At 61.8% G+C, this 15,066-nt stretch carries 14 protein-coding genes; 9 read left to right on the top strand and 5 right to left on the bottom strand.

Going from position 1 to position 15,066, the window contains the following annotated elements; all coding sequences use genetic code 11:
• The first annotated feature begins 22 nt into the window (after positions 1-22).
• The 6 genes from ADU59_RS23450 to ADU59_RS23425 all read left to right on the top strand — a co-directional run bounded on the left by ADU59_RS23450 (position 23) and on the right by ADU59_RS23425 (position 5,818).
• Positions 23-1,387 carry a glutamine synthetase family protein gene (locus tag ADU59_RS23450; protein ID WP_068957116.1) on the top strand — a complete coding sequence of 455 codons (1,365 nt, stop codon included), beginning with the start codon at positions 23-25 and terminating at the stop codon, positions 1,385-1,387.
• An 82-nt stretch (positions 1,388-1,469) separates the two neighbouring features.
• On the top strand, positions 1,470-1,940 hold the full coding sequence (locus ADU59_RS23445) for a helix-turn-helix domain-containing protein (protein ID WP_068957114.1): 471 nt from the start codon (positions 1,470-1,472) through the stop codon (positions 1,938-1,940).
• Positions 1,933-2,349, top strand: coding sequence for a type II toxin-antitoxin system VapC family toxin (locus ADU59_RS23440; protein WP_068957112.1), 417 nt, complete (start codon positions 1,933-1,935; stop codon positions 2,347-2,349). Before ADU59_RS23445 ends, ADU59_RS23440 begins: the two co-directional genes overlap by 8 nt.
• Before the next feature lie 19 nt (positions 2,350-2,368).
• Positions 2,369-3,748: an aldehyde dehydrogenase family protein gene (locus ADU59_RS23435; RefSeq protein ID WP_068957110.1), complete on the top strand. Its 1,380-nt coding sequence runs from the start codon at positions 2,369-2,371 to the stop codon at positions 3,746-3,748.
• Between the two features lie 2 nt (positions 3,749-3,750).
• Positions 3,751-4,896, top strand: coding sequence for an iron-containing alcohol dehydrogenase (locus ADU59_RS23430; RefSeq protein ID WP_068957108.1), 1,146 nt, complete (start codon positions 3,751-3,753; stop codon positions 4,894-4,896).
• Between the two features lie 229 nt (positions 4,897-5,125).
• On the top strand, positions 5,126-5,818 hold the full coding sequence (locus tag ADU59_RS23425) for a ParA family protein (protein ID WP_068957106.1): 693 nt from the start codon (positions 5,126-5,128) through the stop codon (positions 5,816-5,818).
• Between the two features lie 66 nt (positions 5,819-5,884).
• Here ADU59_RS23425 and ADU59_RS23420 read toward each other — a convergent pair whose 3' ends face one another.
• On the bottom strand, positions 5,885-7,174 hold the full coding sequence (locus tag ADU59_RS23420) for an NAD(P)/FAD-dependent oxidoreductase (RefSeq protein ID WP_068957104.1): 1,290 nt from the start codon (positions 7,172-7,174) through the stop codon (positions 5,885-5,887).
• Positions 7,175-7,528: 354 nt separating this feature from the next.
• The gene (locus ADU59_RS23415; protein WP_068957102.1) at positions 7,529-8,920 is read right to left on the bottom strand and encodes a L,D-transpeptidase family protein; all 1,392 of its coding nucleotides are present in this window, start codon (positions 8,918-8,920) and stop codon (positions 7,529-7,531) included.
• A 232-nt stretch (positions 8,921-9,152) separates the two neighbouring features.
• On the opposite strand from ADU59_RS23415, the gene ADU59_RS23410 reads away from it, so the two are divergent.
• On the top strand, positions 9,153-10,007 hold the full coding sequence (locus ADU59_RS23410; RefSeq protein ID WP_099050915.1) for a DUF4432 family protein: 855 nt from the start codon (positions 9,153-9,155) through the stop codon (positions 10,005-10,007).
• Positions 10,008-10,081: 74 nt separating this feature from the next.
• Positions 10,082-10,420, top strand: coding sequence for a protein tyrosine phosphatase family protein (locus ADU59_RS23405; protein ID WP_037209235.1), 339 nt, complete (start codon positions 10,082-10,084; stop codon positions 10,418-10,420).
• Between the two features lie 59 nt (positions 10,421-10,479).
• On the opposite strand, the gene ADU59_RS23400 is transcribed toward ADU59_RS23405, so the two are convergent.
• From ADU59_RS23400 to ADU59_RS23390, 3 genes are read right to left on the bottom strand one after another with little or no spacing between them, the layout of a single operon-like run.
• Positions 10,480-12,126: a thiamine pyrophosphate-binding protein gene (locus ADU59_RS23400; RefSeq protein WP_068957100.1), complete on the bottom strand. Its 1,647-nt coding sequence runs from the start codon at positions 12,124-12,126 to the stop codon at positions 10,480-10,482.
• Between the two features lie 37 nt (positions 12,127-12,163).
• Positions 12,164-13,114, bottom strand: coding sequence for a DMT family transporter (locus ADU59_RS23395; protein WP_068957098.1), 951 nt, complete (start codon positions 13,112-13,114; stop codon positions 12,164-12,166).
• A gap of 7 nt (positions 13,115-13,121) precedes the next feature.
• Positions 13,122-14,063, bottom strand: a complete 942-nt coding sequence (locus ADU59_RS23390; RefSeq protein WP_068957097.1) for an alpha/beta fold hydrolase — start codon at positions 14,061-14,063, stop codon at positions 13,122-13,124.
• Positions 14,064-14,256: 193 nt separating this feature from the next.
• On the opposite strand from ADU59_RS23390, the gene ADU59_RS23385 reads away from it, so the two are divergent.
• Entirely contained in the window at positions 14,257-15,024 is a 768-nt protein-coding gene (locus ADU59_RS23385) for a ribonuclease T2 family protein (protein WP_068957095.1), read from the top strand.
• The last annotated feature ends 42 nt before the right edge of the window (positions 15,025-15,066 follow it).

Raw genomic sequence — 15,066 nt, 5'->3', positions numbered from 1 at the left:
AAAAAATCCGAGGCGGACCAGCATGAACTACACACTCGAAGATCTGAGAAAAGATGTCGCCGAAGGCCGCATCGATACGGTCCTGGCCTGCCAGGTCGATATGCAGGGCCGCCTGATGGGCAAGCGTTTTCACGCGCAGTTTTTCGTCGACAGCGCCTGGGAGGAGACCCATAGCTGCAACTATCTGCTGGCCACCGACATGGAGATGGACACGGTCTCCGGATACAAATCGACCAGCTGGGAAGCCGGCTACGGCGACTATACGATGAAGCCCGACCTTTCGACGCTTCGCCGCATTCCCTGGCTCGAGGGCACGGCGCTGGTTCTCTGCGACATGCTCGACCATCATACCCACAAGGAAGTGCCGCACTCGCCGCGCGCCATCCTGAAAAAGCAGGTCGCCCGGCTGGAGGCGATGGGGCTGAAGGCCTTCATGGCGACCGAGCTCGAATTCTTCCTGTTCGACCAGAGCTACGATGATGCGCGCGAAAGCGGATACCGCGACCTGAAGCTCGTCAGCGGCTATAACGAGGATTACCACATCTTCCAGACCACCAAGGAAGAAGACGTGATGCGGGCAATCCGCAACGGCCTGCAGGGGGCTGGCATCCCGGTGGAAAACACCAAGGGCGAGGCCTCTGCCGGACAGGAAGAGGTCAACGTGCGCTATGCCGACGCGCTGACCATGGCCGACCGGCACGCGATCATCAAGAACGGCTGCAAGGAAATCGCCTGGTCGCGCGGCAAGGCAATCACGTTCCTCGCCAAGTGGAACTACGACGCGGCCGGTTCGTCGTCGCATATCCATCAGTCGCTCTGGAGCGTTGACGGCAAGACCCCGAAATTCTTCGACAAGGACGCTGAATACGGCATGTCGGAGCTGATGCGGCATTACGTGGCCGGCCTTTTGGCCCATGCCGGCGAGATCACCTATTTCCTCGCGCCCTATATCAATTCCTACAAACGCTTCGTGGCCGGCACCTTCGCGCCGACCAAGGCGATCTGGAGCAAGGACAACCGCACCGCCGGCTACCGCCTGTGCGGCGAGGGCAGCAAGGCGATCCGCATCGAATGCCGCGTCGGTGGCTCCGATCTCAATCCCTATCTCGCAATGGCAGCGCTGATCGCTGCCGGTATTGCCGGTATCGAGGGCAAGCTGGAACTGGAAGCCCCGTTCGTCGGCGACGCCTATGGCGGCAAGAACATCCGCGAGATCCCGCGCACGCTACGCGATGCTACCGCGGCATTGAGAGGGTCGAAGATGCTCATCGACGCTTTCGGGGAGGATGTGATCGAGCATTATACCCGTGCTGCCGAATGGGAGCAGGAGGAATACGATCGCCGCATCACGGATTGGGAGGTGGCAAGGGGATTTGAGCGGGCGTGAGATAATCACAACATGTTGCGATTAATTTGACGGTGTTGTCTTCGCATGAGATACTGATGCCGACCCAAGGAGGGCGGTTTGAATGTCTGGCATCGACACGAAATGGTTTCATCATCAGCTTGACCTGCGCAACCAGTCGGTACGGGGGCTTGCGCGCTTTCTGGATGTTGATGCGAGCGCCGTCTCCCGCATGCTGAAAGGCGAACGAAAGATGAGCGCGGAAGAACAGGATAAGGTTGCTGCTTTTCTGGGGGTCGAACTTGAAGAGGTGGCTTCACGACGCCGTGGTGAAACACACGGTTTTGCGGAAGGAAAACAGGAGGCATATGTGCCAGAAGATGTTTCGTTGGCGGCTGAGCCGCCGATGAAAATGTTTACTGAGGATGACGTCATCTACAAGGACGGCAAGCGCTGGATGGAGAAGGCCGATGGCCGACTGGTTGAGCTTCACCCGATTTTCGGCTGCATGGCGGGCACGATGACCATACCGGACGATTTGGATTTGACTGCGCCGATTGATGTCGAGTGGAGCGACAAACTGTATAATGAGTGAAGGCTTTCTACTCGATACCTGCGCGGTCATCTGGACGGCCAACAGGAAACTGATGTCGCAGTCATCTATGGATGCCTTTGAAGTCCTTTCGGTTGGAGGCGGCGTTCTCGCTGTGTCGGCCATGTCTGCGTGGGAAATTGGTATGTTGATATCACGCGGGAGGCTGCCGGCTACGAAAGATGCACTGGTTTGGTTCGAAGATTTCGTAACGGCCAGCAATGTCGTGGTCCTTGCTGCTACACCTGCCGTATTGATTGCCGCAGCCTGCCTTCCCGAGCCGTTGCACCGGGCCCCAATGGATCGCATCATCATTGCGACCGCCCGGGAACACGATCTGACCATCATAACCCGTGACCGTGCGATCCTTGCCTATGGCGCCGCCGGTCACGTCAAGACACTTGCCTGCTAGGCCTTTGGAGTAAAACGGAATGACCATGATCCAATGCATTTCTCCGGTGAACGGGGAAGTTTACGCGGAGCGTCCCGCAGTTGATGCAGCCACGGCTTCCGCCGCCGTCGCCCGTGCCCGTGCGGCGCAGAAGGGCTGGGCGAAGCTTGCCATCGAAGACCGCGTCAAGCTGGTGATGGCGGGTGTCGCGCGCCTCAACGAGATGGTCGATGAGGTCGTGCCGGAGCTGGCCTGGCAGATGGGGCGCCCCATCCGTTACGGCGGTGAGTTCCGCGGTTTCAACGAACGCTCCAACTATGTGGCGGCGATTGCCGCCGATGCGCTGGCGCCGATCATCGTCGAAGACAGCGCCAGTTTCGAACGCCGTATCGAGCGTGTTGCCCATGGCGTCGTCTTCGTCATCGCGCCCTGGAACTACCCCTATATGACGGCGATCAATACGGTCGCGCCGGCGCTGATGGCGGGCAATGCCGTCATCCTCAAGCATGCCAGCCAGACGATCCTCGTCGGCGAGCGCATGGTGCGCGCCTTCGTCGAGGCCGGCGTGCCGGAAGACGTGTTCCAGAACATCTTCCTCGATCATGGCACGACCTCGGCGCTGATCGCGGCCAAGAGCTTCGATTTCGTCAATTTCACCGGCTCCGTCGAAGGCGGCCGGTCGATCGAGCGGGCTGCTGCCGGCACCTTCACCGGGCTTGGCCTTGAACTCGGAGGCAAGGATCCGGGCTATGTCATGGAAGACGCCGATCTCGATGCCGCCGTCGACACGCTGATGGATGGCGCGATGTTCAATTCCGGGCAGTGCTGCTGCGGCATCGAGCGTATCTATGTCAACGAGAATCTCTACGACGATTTCGTCGAGAAGGCCGTCGCTTTCGCCTCCGCCTACAAGCTCGGCAATCCGCTGGAGCAGGAAACCTCGCTCGGCCCGATGGCGCACAAGCGTTTTGCCGCCGAAGTGCGCGCGCAGACCGCTGAGGCCGTTGCCAAGGGGGCGAGGGCGCTGGTCGATCCGAAGCTGTTTCCGGCCGATGACGGCGGCGCCTATCTTGCTCCGCAGGTCCTCGTTGATGTCGATCACTCCATGAAGGTCATGACGGAAGAAAGCTTCGGCCCGGTCGTCGGCATCATGAAGGTCAAGAACGACGCGGAAGCATTGGCCTTGATGAACGATTGCAAATACGGCCTGACCACCTCGCTGTGGACCAAGGATGCCGAACGCGCCGCCCGGATCGGGCAGGACCTTGAGACCGGCACCGTGTTCATGAACCGCGCCGATTATCTCGATCCGGCGCTCTGCTGGACCGGCGTCAAGGAAACCGGCCGTGGCGGCTCGCTCTCGGTCATCGGCTTCCAGAACCTGACCCGCCCGAAATCCTACCACCTGAAGAAAGCCTGATCATGACCATCACTGCCAACTGGAGCTATCCGACATCCATCAAGTTCGGTGCCGGCCGCATCAAGGAACTTGCCGACCATTGCAAGGCGCTCGGCATCAGGAGCCCGCTGCTGATCACCGACCGTGGCCTCGCGCCGATGCCGATCACCCAGAACGCGCTCGATATCCTTGATGCCGCCGGTCTCGGCCGCGCGCTGTTTGCCGATGTCGACAGCAACCCGACCGACGTCAACCTCGATGCCGGCGTCAAGGCGTTCAAGGCGGGTGGCCATGACGGGGTCATCGCCTTTGGCGGCGGCTCCGGTCTGGATCTCGGCAAGGCCGTCGCCTTCATGGCCGGCCAGACCCGTCCGGTCTGGGATTTCGAGGATGTCGGCGACTGGTGGACCCGTGCAAGTGTCGAAGGCATCGCACCGATCATCGCCGTGCCGACGACGGCCGGCACCGGCTCGGAAGTCGGCCGCGCCTCGGTGATCACCAACTCGGAAACGCATACCAAGAAGGTGATCTTTCACCCGAAGTTCCTGCCTGCAGTCACCATCTGCGACCCGGAACTGACCGTCGGCATGCCGAAGATCATTACCGCCGGGACCGGCATGGATGCCTTCGCGCATTGCCTGGAAGCCTATTCCTCACCGTTCTACCATCCGATGTCGGCCGGCATCGCGCTGGAAGGCCTGCGTCTCGTCAAGGACTATCTGCCGCGCGCCTATAAGGACGGCACGGATATCGAAGCGCGCGCGCATATGATGTCGGCCGCCGCAATGGGTGCGGTTGCGTTCCAGAAGGGGCTCGGCGCCATCCATTCGCTGTCGCATCCGGTCGGCGCGATCTACAACACCCATCACGGCATGACCAATGCCGTCGTCATGCCGCCGGTGCTGCGCTTCAATCGTCCGGCGATCGAAGGCAAGATCGGTCTGGCGGCGGCCTATCTCGGGATATCAGGCGGTTTCGACGGGTTCTACGATTATGTGCTGAAACTGCGGGAAGAGCTGGGCGTGCCGGACAAGCTGTCGGCGCTTGGCGTCGGTACGGACCGCATTGATGAAATGGCGGCGATGGCGATCGTCGACCCGACGGCGGGCGGCAATCCGGTCGAGTTGACGCTCGAGGCTGCCAAGCAGCTGTTCCGCGACAGCATTTAACACTTTCGGTTCGGCCGAACCGATGTTTAGGAGCCCGGAACGCTTTGGTTTTCCGGGCTTTTTTATGTCTGTGATCTTTTCCACATGCCGACCGGTTCATTTTCGCGAGGGGTGTCTTCAGTCTTTGTTAACCACGATCTGAAAGATTTGATTAACCGAAGCGCGTAGGATTTTGCGTCTTGCGGGAGCCATGCCGGGGCTCGGACTTCTTTTTTGGACAGGGACAGACATGCCAGTCATTACATTCGCAAACACCAAGGGCGGCGCGGGCAAGACGACCGCCGCCTTGATTCTGGCGACGGAGCTTGCCCGTAACGGCGCACGCGTCACCATTCTCGATGCCGACCCGCAGCACTGGATTTCCCACTGGCACGATATCTCCGGCAAGGTCGCGAATGTCGAGGTGATCTCCTATGTGACGATGGCATCGATCCAGGGGCACATCAGCGAAAACAGAGCGAAGACAGACTATTTCATCATCGATCTCGCGGGCGCGCGCAACACGCTGATGGCGACGGCCATTGGCCTGTCCGATCATGTGATGATCCCGATCCAGGGCTGTGCGATGGATGCCAAGGGCGGCGCCCAGGTTCTCGAACTGCTCGGCTATCTTGAAGACAAGGCAGGCATCCGCATCAACCACTCCGTCGTGCTGACGCGCGTCAACTCGCTGGTGACGACGCGTGCGCTGCAGATGGTCAAGCAGCTGCTTGCCGAGCGCTCCGTTCCGGTGCTGGATACGCCGATCATCGAGCGTGCGGCCTTCCGCGATATCTTCGACTGTGGCGGCACCTTGCAGACGATGGACCCGAACCGGGTCAGCAATCTCGATAAGGCGTGCGAGAATGCCCGTGCTTTCGGCGATGAAGTGCGCAGGCTGGTGCCGCTGAGGCTCACGCGCAGCATGCGCCGCGCCGCCTGAGACCAGGGTATCAGATATTTCAGCGCCGCGCGTTTTCGTGCGGCGTTTCCGCGTTTGGAGAAGTGTTTAAAACCTGCGGTCTATGAAGTGCTTGGCCTGGGCGCCGGCGTGATAGAATGCCGATTTGAGGGTGCGCCATGGATCCGGCGTCAGCGGTGTTTCGACAAGCGGCAGGGCGTTGGGCTCGCCCGTGACATGGTTGGCCAGAGCGCGGCCGAAGACGGTGCCCGGCGCGATGCCGCGGCCATTGTAGCCGCTGACTGAAAACACATTCGGGGCCATCACGTGCATCTGCGGCAGGTTGTTGGTCGTCATGCCGATGCGGCCATCCCACCAGTATTCGAAGCGGAAATCGCCGATCGCGGGGAAAAGCTTGCGCAGCGAGCGCTCTGCAAAGGCCCGATGTGTGCCTTCAGCCAGTGCATCGAGACGGCCGACGCTGCCGAAGATCAGCCGGTTCTGCTGGTCCATGCGGAAGGAGGTCATCACCAGGCCCGTGTCCCAGCAGCCCTGCCGTTCGGGCAGGATAGTCCGAGCAATGTTGTCGGAGAGCGGGTTGGTGGCGAACTGGAAGTAGGGCAGGATCGTCAGTTCCTGGGTATAGGCCGTCCAGGGCGTCCGGCTGAGCATGTCGCCATAGGCATTGGTCGCGACGATCACGGATTTGGCCTTGATCGTGCCGCCGCCGGCCGTCAGCACCCACAGGTCGCCTTTGCGTTCGGCGGCGCGCAGCGGGGTTTCTGTATGGATCCGGGCTCCGGCGGCAAGGGCTGCGCGGGCAAGGCCGCGAGCATAGGCAAGCGGTTGGATCGTGCCGGCCCGCCGGTCGAGCAGGGCGCCTGCAAAGCCCGGGGTGCCGGTCAGCGATTGGGCTCGCTCGGCATCGATCACTTCAACCGGAGCTCCAAGCGCCTTCCATTGCCGTTCGCGGTCCTGAATGTCCTTGAGGCCCTCGGGGCCGACGGCGAGATGCAGCGTGCCGTTGCGGACGGCCTCGCAAGCAATGCTGTGTTTCTCGACAAGCTGGTAGACCAGCGAGGGACCATCGCCGAGTTCGCCCAGCAACCGCTTGCCAGCCTCGGCGCCGAGCGTCGCAACCAGGTCCTCGGGCTTGGTCCACATGCCGGCATTGACGAGGCCGACATTGCGGCCGGAGCCGCCAAAGCCGATCATCCTGGCTTCGGCGACAGCCACAGTCGCGCCCTTTTCGGCAAGATGCAGTGCCGCCGAGAGGCCGGTGAAGCCGCCGCCGATGACGGCCACGTCGACGCTGATATCGGTGGAGAGAGGCCGGGTGTCGGGGGCCGTGGGTGCCGTTGCATGCCAGAGGTTGGGAAGGGTGCGTTCGGCGGCCATTACGGCTTTCCTCGTCTGTCGGAATTGGTCTTCACGTTGTCCGACAGATAGAGCATCACGGCAATGTTTTTTCATGACAATATCTGATGAGGTCATGAAGGCCGGCGATGTGCGCGTCCGCACAAACGGAAAGGCCGTGGCGCGCTTCCAAGCTCAACGCCACGACCCTGATTTCCATCTTCGCAAAAGAGTAGCCGAATATTCACGTTTCCGAACTGCAGACGCGCCCGGGGAAATGGTTTCGTCCTGAAAACGCCGGCTGCGATGTGACCACAGGTCCGGCATTTTCATTTTACAGGCTTTCAGCGTTCATCACTCCTCCAATTGGGGGAGAACCCTCTGCTTTTTGCTGTTTCAGTCGACGAATTCGACGGTCGTGCCGACACTGACCATCTTGGCCAGTTCCGTCGCATCCCAGTTGGTCAGGCGCACGCAGCCGTGGCTCTGGGTCTTTCCGATCTTCGAGGGCTCGGGCGTCCCGTGGATGCCGTAGGTCGGCTTGGACAGCGCGATCCAGACCGTGCCGACCGGGCCATTGGGGCCCGGCTGTAGCGTCAGGATCTTGTCGTTTTCACCCTGCTTGAAGTTGATCTTCGGATTGTAGGTGTAGCCGGGGTCAAAGGCGATCCGGTCGACCTGCACCGTGCCGGAGGGCGACGGCGTGTCGGACGAGCCAATCGTTGCCGGGTAGGCCGCAATCAGCGTCCCGGATGCGTCATAGGCAAAGACCTGCTTGCGATACTTGTCGGCAACGATGCGCGTCACCTTGCCCTTCTTCATTTCACCGGGGTTGACCACCTTGATGATGGTGCCCGGAACGGTGAAATCAACGCCGGGGTTGAGCTCGCGCAGATAGGTTTCGTCCATGTGGAACTTCTCGCCGAGCATCTCCGCCGTCGAGGTGAAGGAGAGGTGCGGCAGGACTGCCTTGTGGGCGTAATCTTCCGGGATGGAGGCGACATAGGGGCCAGCGGCATCGGCGGCAGTGATCGTGTAGGTGGTGATCGGCAGCCCGCCCGAGAAACGCAGGCGTTCGAGAATGTCGTCGGTGTTGTTCGGATTCAGCGTCTCGCCAGTCGCCTGCTGCCAGGCTTCGATCGCCTTGGTGACGTTCGAGCCGGTCTTGCCATCGATCACGCCCGGAGAGAATCCCTCGCGGTCGAGGAATACCTGCAGCGCGGTGATTTCGGCGCTCGATTTCCTGGTGATCTGGGCTGCCGCCGGCAGGGTCTGGCGCTGTGGTGCGGAATCTTCCGGCGGCAGCGCCGCCATGTCGTTCTCATCCTGCAGCGTCGGCAGGCTGGCCGGCAATTCCTGCCGCTCGACGTCCGGCGGCGCGGCATTGCGAAAATCCTGGCGGAAATCCTGGATCGAGCCGGTGACGTCGCCGGGCCGGGTATAGCGGCGCTCGGTGAACGAGGGATCGGAATAGCGGTAGTCCTGATTCACATAGACGTCGGGGTTCACTTCGCGGCGGCGCATGTTGTCGCGCTGGCGGCCGGTTCCCATCACCGTTGCCACGACATTGCCCCAGGCATCGACCAGCACGGTGCGGCCACGGCGGTCGCGCATCATCTGCACGTCGCCGGATTCGGGGATGTAGTCGAGGATTTCACCTTGTGGCGTGACCAGAACCGCATCGGCGGGCAGGCGGCCAAGGCCGTCCTGCGCCTGGGCGGCGGAGGCAAAGGCGAACAGGCTGGCGGCGGCAAAAAGGGCAAAGCCGGTTTTGAAAACGAACGTCACGGTGAAACCTGTTGTCTGGCAGTTGGACTCGGGGCGTACAAATCAAATGGGACGGTAATATGAAAAAACTGAATTCATTATGAACAATTTCCTAAAATCCATCGAAATCGGTGGTTTGCCGGTTTCAGGCTGGTGAAGCGCGGCTTTCTTTGCGGTAGTTTCGGCGGATGGATTTCCGCCGATTCCTGCGGGCGGGGAGGGCTGGCGGGCGGGAAGGGCTGGAGGACGCGCAATGCCGATCAGGACATCCGGTGGCAGCCGCCAAGGTGACTTTCCGATTTTTCTCGACCGGCAATCGGCGCTGGATATCGGGGCCTTCGTCGTCGATGATGTCGATATCTCACCGGGCACGGCCATCCCTTCGGACGGCGACCGGCGTATCGACCATGCGTTGCAAGGGTTTTTCTTCACCTGCGGCCCGGATCACATCCGTCATCCGGAACCGATCGAAGGGGACGGCGAGGGGCGGATGTTTCCGTTGCATGGTTCGCTTTGCGGAACGCCGGTCGGGCGAACGGACATGTCCGGGCCGGGCGAGCCGCCCGGATGTTTCGCCGAAACCGAGGTGCAGCTCGCGCAGGGTGGAACGGCGCTGGTATCGCGGCGCTGGACGATCAGTGCGGATGCCGCCGAGGTCGTGCTTTCGGACCGGATCACGAACACCGGTGACGCGCCGTTTGCGCCGATGCTGATGTATCACATGAACATCGGCGGCTGGCTGCTTGGCGACGAAACGCATGTCACCGGCACCATGTTTGGCGAGGAGAGGCGGGGGTGGCGGTTCGGCGAGGGGGAAAGCGCGCATTTCTGCATGCCGGCCGCACCGACGGCCAAGGACGGCTGGGCGTGGGTGGTCCTCGGGCCATTCGATGCTCTGTCCGGCCGCTCGCTGATCGTGCGGTTTTCAACCGCGACCCTGCCGTTCCTGCAGATGTGGCGATGCCAGCGGGGTTCCGCCGATGTCATCAGCATCGAGCCGGTTTCGCACCGGATCGCCAGGCGGACCGAGCTTGCCGCAGCGGGCGAAATGCCGCTGCTTTCGCCGGGCGAGACGATTGACTATGCGCTGGCCTTCCAGATCCGCTGAGCCGCCTTTCCAATTGACGGGTTACGCCGCCGGTCTTACATCAGTGCGGACATTCTTTTGAGGAAGGCTTTTCCATGGACATTCGCCAGATCAACGATGAATATTCGGTTACCGGACAGATTTCCGTCGAGGACCTCGATGCGATCAAGGCGCTGGGTTTCAAGTCCATCGTCTGCCACCGTCCGGATTTCGAACAGCCGGACCAGCCGCAGTTCGAAACCATCGCTGCCCGCGCCAAGGAACTGGGCCTCGATATCACCCATATCCCGGTCGGACCGATGGGTGTGACGGCGGATGCCGTGCGCGAAATGGTCGATGCGCTGGATACGTTCGAGCGCCCGATGCTCGGCTATTGCCGCTCCGGTGCCCGCTCGACCAATGTCTACCAGCAGACCCAGCACATTCGCGGCTGAGGCAATTTCCGAACGGCGTGCATTCTTCCGATTGCGCGTCGTTTGCTCCCTGATGGAATTTAGCCGGCTCTGATCTGGCTGAGTGTTCGCGTCGGCGTGATCGCTTCCGGATCCAGCCTGATCTCGATGATCGACGGCTTGCCGCTCTGCCGGGCCCGCTCGAAGGCGCCGGCAAACTCCTCGGTCTTTTCCACCAATTCCCCATGGCCGCCATAGGCGCGGGCAAAGGCTGCGAAATCCGGATTGGTCAGGTCGGTTCCGCTCACCCGGCCGGGATATTCCCGTTCCTGATGCATGCGGATCGTTCCGTAGATGCCGTTGTTGATGACCAATGTGATGATCGGCAGGTTGTAGCGCACGGCGGTGGCGAATTCCTGCCCGTGCATCATGAAGCAGCCGTCGCCGGCAAAGCAGATCACCTCGCGGTCAGGGAACAGGTGTTTGGCCGCGACTGCGGCGGGCAGGCCGTAGCCCATCGAGCCGGACGTCGGTGCGGCTTGCGTGTTGAATCGCTGGAAGCGGTGGAACCGGTGCAGCCAGGTCGCATAGTTGCCGGCGCCGTTGGTGAAGATCGTGTCTTCCTTGGTATTGGCCTCGATGAAACGCATGATCGGTCCCATCTGGACGTCGCCGGGACCGGTTTCCGGCGGGGTCGACCAGGTCAGATAGGCCTGATGCAGTCTTGCGGTGCGTTCGCTCTGCGCGGTTGCTGGTGATGGGCTCAAACCGTCCAGCGCGGCCACGAAATCGGTGGGTGCGGCGGCGATTGCCAGATCCGGGCGGTAGACCCGGCCGAGTTCGCCCGGATCGGGATGGACATGCACCAGTGTCTGGCGCGGGTAGGGGACGTCGAGAAGCGTGTAGCCGGACGACGGCATTTCCGAAAAGCGGCCGCCGATCAGGAGGACCAGATCCGCCTCACGGATCTCCCTTGCCAGCGCCGGGTTGATGCCGATGCCGACGTCTCCGGCATAATTCGGGTGCCGGTGATCAAACAGCATCTGGCGGCGGAAGGAGCAGCCGACCGGCAGGCCGAAGCGCTCGGCAAAGGACTGGAACTGCCCGACCGCCTGCTCGCTCCAGCGCGTGCCGCCGAGAATGGCGATGGGACGTTCCGCTTTGGCAAGCAGGGCTTCCAGCGCTTTTAATTGACCAGGGCCGGGATGGCTTTCCACCGGTTGATAGGGCTTTGCCGAGACCGCTTCCGTCTTCTGCGTCAGCATGTCCTCCGGCAAGGTCAGCACCACCGGGCCGGGACGGCCGGATGTGGCGACCGAAAAGGCGCGGGTGACGAATTCCGGAATGCGGGCAGGATCGTCGATCTCGCCGACCCATTTGGCGATTTCGGTGAAGGCGCGGCGGTATTCGATTTCCTGAAAGGCTTCGCGCTCGCGGGCGTCGCGCTGGACCTGGCCTATGAACAGGATCATCGGGATCGAATCCTGCCGGGCGATGTGCAGGCCGGCAGACGCGTTCATGGCGCCGGGACCGCGCGTCACCATGCAGATGCCGGGCTCGCCGGTCAGCCGGCCCCAGGCATCGGCCATCATCGCAGCCCCGCCTTCCTGACGGCAGACCACCACGTCGATATCCGTGTCGTAAAGCGCATCGAGCACGGCAAGATAGCTCTCGCCGGGCACGCAGGACACCCGTTTGACGCCGTTTGCCTTCAGCGCCGCGACGATCAATTCTCCGCCTGTCTTCATATCCGCTCCTCCCAAAGCCTCTCGAAAACGATATCCGTCAGATGGCCGGCGATACCGGCGCGATACTGGCCGTCTTGTTGATCCTGCGTTCGCGCCAGATGATGTAGAGACCGGACGCGATGATGATCGCGATGCCCAGCCATTTCAGTGCGTCCGGCAGGTGGCCGAACACCAGCCAGCCGAAGACCGTCGCCGAGACGATCTCCAGATATTGCAGCGGCGCCAGGACCGAGGCGGGGGCGGCGCGATAGGCATAGACGCCGAGCACGCCGGCAACCGTCGCCGCGACGCCGACGCCCAGCAGATAGAGACCGGCGATCGCATCCGGCATGACGGGATCGAAGATCTCCGAGCCGGTGCCGTCACCGATATACAGCAGGATGCCGCAGAAGAGGGCTCCCCAGATGCCGGCGTGAAACTGCATCGACCATGGGTCTTCGTTCTGGGCGACCAGGCGGGTGACCAGCAGGAACACGGCGAGACCGAAGGCCGAGACAACTGGCAGAAGCGCAATCCAGCCGACCTCCTGCAGGCTCGGCTGGATGACCAGCAGCGCACCGAGGAAACCGACAGCGCAGGCCGTATAGCGCCGCCAGCCGATGGTTTCCTTCAGGAAAATGCTGCCGAGGATGGTCAGGATGATCGGCTCGACGAAGAAGATGGCGATGGCATCGGCCACTTCCATGGCTTTCAGCGTGGTGATGAAGGTCAGCATGGTGACAACCAGAAGGCCGCCGCGCAGCATGTGCAGCCCGGTTTTCTTCCAGCTGAGATCAAACAGTGTGCCCCGGACAATCACGATCGGCAGGATGAAGATCACCTGCAGGACGAAGCGGACGGCGGTGATCTCGGCCGATGGAATGGTGGTGATCGCCAGCTTGGCGAAAATATCGATCAGCGGCGAGATCAGCACCGCGACGACCATCAGGCCCAGTCCGAAGGAAACGTCGTTGCGGCCTGTCGCCGCTTTTGCGGGAGTATCGGTCATGGCATGTCTACGCTTGGTTTCGCCGTTCCGAAACAGCGAGGCACCAGTTGGCAAAATCACGCATGGCGCCGTCGCGCTCCGTTTCGTTCAGGGTTTCGTGGCGCATCGTTGGGTAGACGACCGTCGTCACGCGCGTCAGCCCGACCTTTTCCATGCGCTGCGCCAGCCAGCGGATTTCCCGTCCGCCATTGGTAGCCGGATCCTGTCCGCCGCCGACAAGATGGATGGGCAGGGTTTCCGGCAGCCGCCGCAGCCGGTCGGGCCGTGCACCGGCAAAAGTGAGCTTGAACAGGTCGATCCACAACGAAACGCTGGCATCGAAACCGCAGAGCGGATCATCGATATATTTGGCGACCTCGACCGGATCGTGCGACAGCCAGTCGAACGGTGTCCTGTGACCGGGGATCGACTTGCCCCAGGTGGCGAATGTCAGCTTCGGCAGAATGCCGCTCGGCACATCGGAGCCCTTCAGCATCTTTTCGATGGCAAGGATGGTCTGCGCTGCGCGGCCGGCCGGACCCGGATTGAAATTCGAGTTCCAGACCGCCAGTCCATCGTAGAGGCCCGGATCGTTCTCGGCCGCATTGAGGGCGATCAGGCCGCCCATCGAATGGCCGAACAGGATGATGGGAAGGTCTGGATGGTTGCCGGCGGCCATGTCGCGTATCGCCCTGACATCGCCAAGGACCTTATCGACCCCTTGCGATTGCGCGTAGCGGCCAAGCGGGGCATCGGCAGCCTTGGTCGCACCGTGGCCGCGATGGTCATGCGCATAGACGTGGAAACCGCTGGCGGCCATCACCTCGGCGAAGCGGGCATAGCGGCCGGAATGTTCGGCAAGTCCATGACTGACGATCAGCACGCCCTTTTCAGGTGCAGAGGCAGGCTGGCGTCGCCAGGCAAGGGTGGCTCCGCTCGGGCTTTGCAATGTTTCGACCTTGGCGAACACCTCTTCATCCTCCCCAGGCGAATTTCTGCGCTTCACCACTATCAACTTGATTTGCCTGCCAAACGCAATTGCCGCTTGGTGACCGTTTGGCATCAGGTCAGGAAATATTTCCCCGGCATCGATTCCAGGTTGCATTTTTCCCGTTTTAATCCTTATATGTTCATGGTTTGTTTTCTTCTTGGGGAGGCTCGTCATGCCGGGAAATGTGAGGACTGTCTTCGTGCCGCTTTTCCATTGTCTGGCGACCGCCCTGCTTGCCGCGATGGCGGCACCACCGGCATTTGCAGAGGAGGAGGCTGCCTCGTCCAATGGAAAGACCGCGTATATTCTCGCGGTCAGCTGGCAGCCCGGATTTTGCGAGATGCGGCCGGACCGCAAGGAATGTGCCGGGCAGACCGCCGACCGTTACGATGCGACGCATTTTTCGCTGCATGGCCTCTGGCCGGTCAAGAAGAGCTATTGTGGCGTGGCGGCGGATATCCGGGCGCGCGACAAGACAGGCGACTGGCTTGGGTTGCCGCAGCTGGCGCTGGCCGAGGAGACTGCGGCGAGGTTGCAGGTCGCCATGCCGGGAGCGCAATCGGGTCTCGACCGGCATCAATGGCTGCGCAGCGGTACCTGTCATGGCGGTACGGCGCAGGACTATTTTTCCCTTCAGCTCCGGTTGCTCGATGAACTCAACGGTTCGGCCGTGCAGGCACTGTTTGCCGGACGGCTCGGGCGCGATGTGACGGAAAGCGAGGTGAAGCGGGCTTTCGATGCGAGCTTCGGCGCAGGGGCCGGCAACCGTGTGCGGATGCGGTGCCAGACGGCGGGTGCGCGCAGCATCGTTACCGGGCTGACGATCGGTCTTTCGGGCGACATCTCCGAGGATGCGGGCCTTGCGCCGTTGATCCTTGCCGCCGGCAATACCGATTTCAAATGTGCAAAAGGGATCGTCGATGCGGCCGGCATTCCGTGAATGGCGCGGTCAAAGCCGGTTTCTTCATTGCTCCGCCGGGAT

Source organism: Pararhizobium polonicum (assembly GCF_001687365.1).
GTDB classification, from domain to species: domain Bacteria; phylum Pseudomonadota; class Alphaproteobacteria; order Rhizobiales; family Rhizobiaceae; genus Pararhizobium; species Pararhizobium polonicum.
The sequence above is the reverse complement of the archived record's forward strand: the minus strand, read 5'-3'. Positions and strand labels throughout refer to the sequence as shown.

Excerpts from the sequence above, each read along its gene's own strand:
- ADU59_RS23410 (WP_099050915.1), top strand. The coding sequence starts at position 9,153 with ATGCCGATCAGGACATCCGGTGGCAGCCGCCAAGGTGACTTTCCGATT.
- ADU59_RS23430 (WP_068957108.1), top strand. The coding sequence starts at position 3,751 with ATGACCATCACTGCCAACTGGAGCTATCCGACATCCATCAAGTTCGGT.
- ADU59_RS23445 (WP_068957114.1), top strand. The coding sequence starts at position 1,470 with ATGTCTGGCATCGACACGAAATGGTTTCATCATCAGCTTGACCTGCGC.
- ADU59_RS23435 (WP_068957110.1), top strand. The coding sequence starts at position 2,369 with ATGACCATGATCCAATGCATTTCTCCGGTGAACGGGGAAGTTTACGCG.
- ADU59_RS23450 (WP_068957116.1), top strand. The coding sequence starts at position 23 with ATGAACTACACACTCGAAGATCTGAGAAAAGATGTCGCCGAAGGCCGC.
- ADU59_RS23385 (WP_068957095.1), top strand. The coding sequence starts at position 14,257 with ATGCCGGGAAATGTGAGGACTGTCTTCGTGCCGCTTTTCCATTGTCTG.
- ADU59_RS23425 (WP_068957106.1), top strand. The coding sequence starts at position 5,126 with ATGCCAGTCATTACATTCGCAAACACCAAGGGCGGCGCGGGCAAGACG.
- ADU59_RS23405 (WP_037209235.1), top strand. The coding sequence starts at position 10,082 with ATGGACATTCGCCAGATCAACGATGAATATTCGGTTACCGGACAGATT.
- ADU59_RS23440 (WP_068957112.1), top strand. The coding sequence starts at position 1,933 with ATGAGTGAAGGCTTTCTACTCGATACCTGCGCGGTCATCTGGACGGCC.
- ADU59_RS23400 (WP_068957100.1), bottom strand. The coding sequence starts at position 12,126 with ATGAAGACAGGCGGAGAATTGATCGTCGCGGCGCTGAAGGCAAACGGC.
- ADU59_RS23420 (WP_068957104.1), bottom strand. The coding sequence starts at position 7,174 with ATGGCCGCCGAACGCACCCTTCCCAACCTCTGGCATGCAACGGCACCC.
- ADU59_RS23395 (WP_068957098.1), bottom strand. The coding sequence starts at position 13,114 with ATGACCGATACTCCCGCAAAAGCGGCGACAGGCCGCAACGACGTTTCC.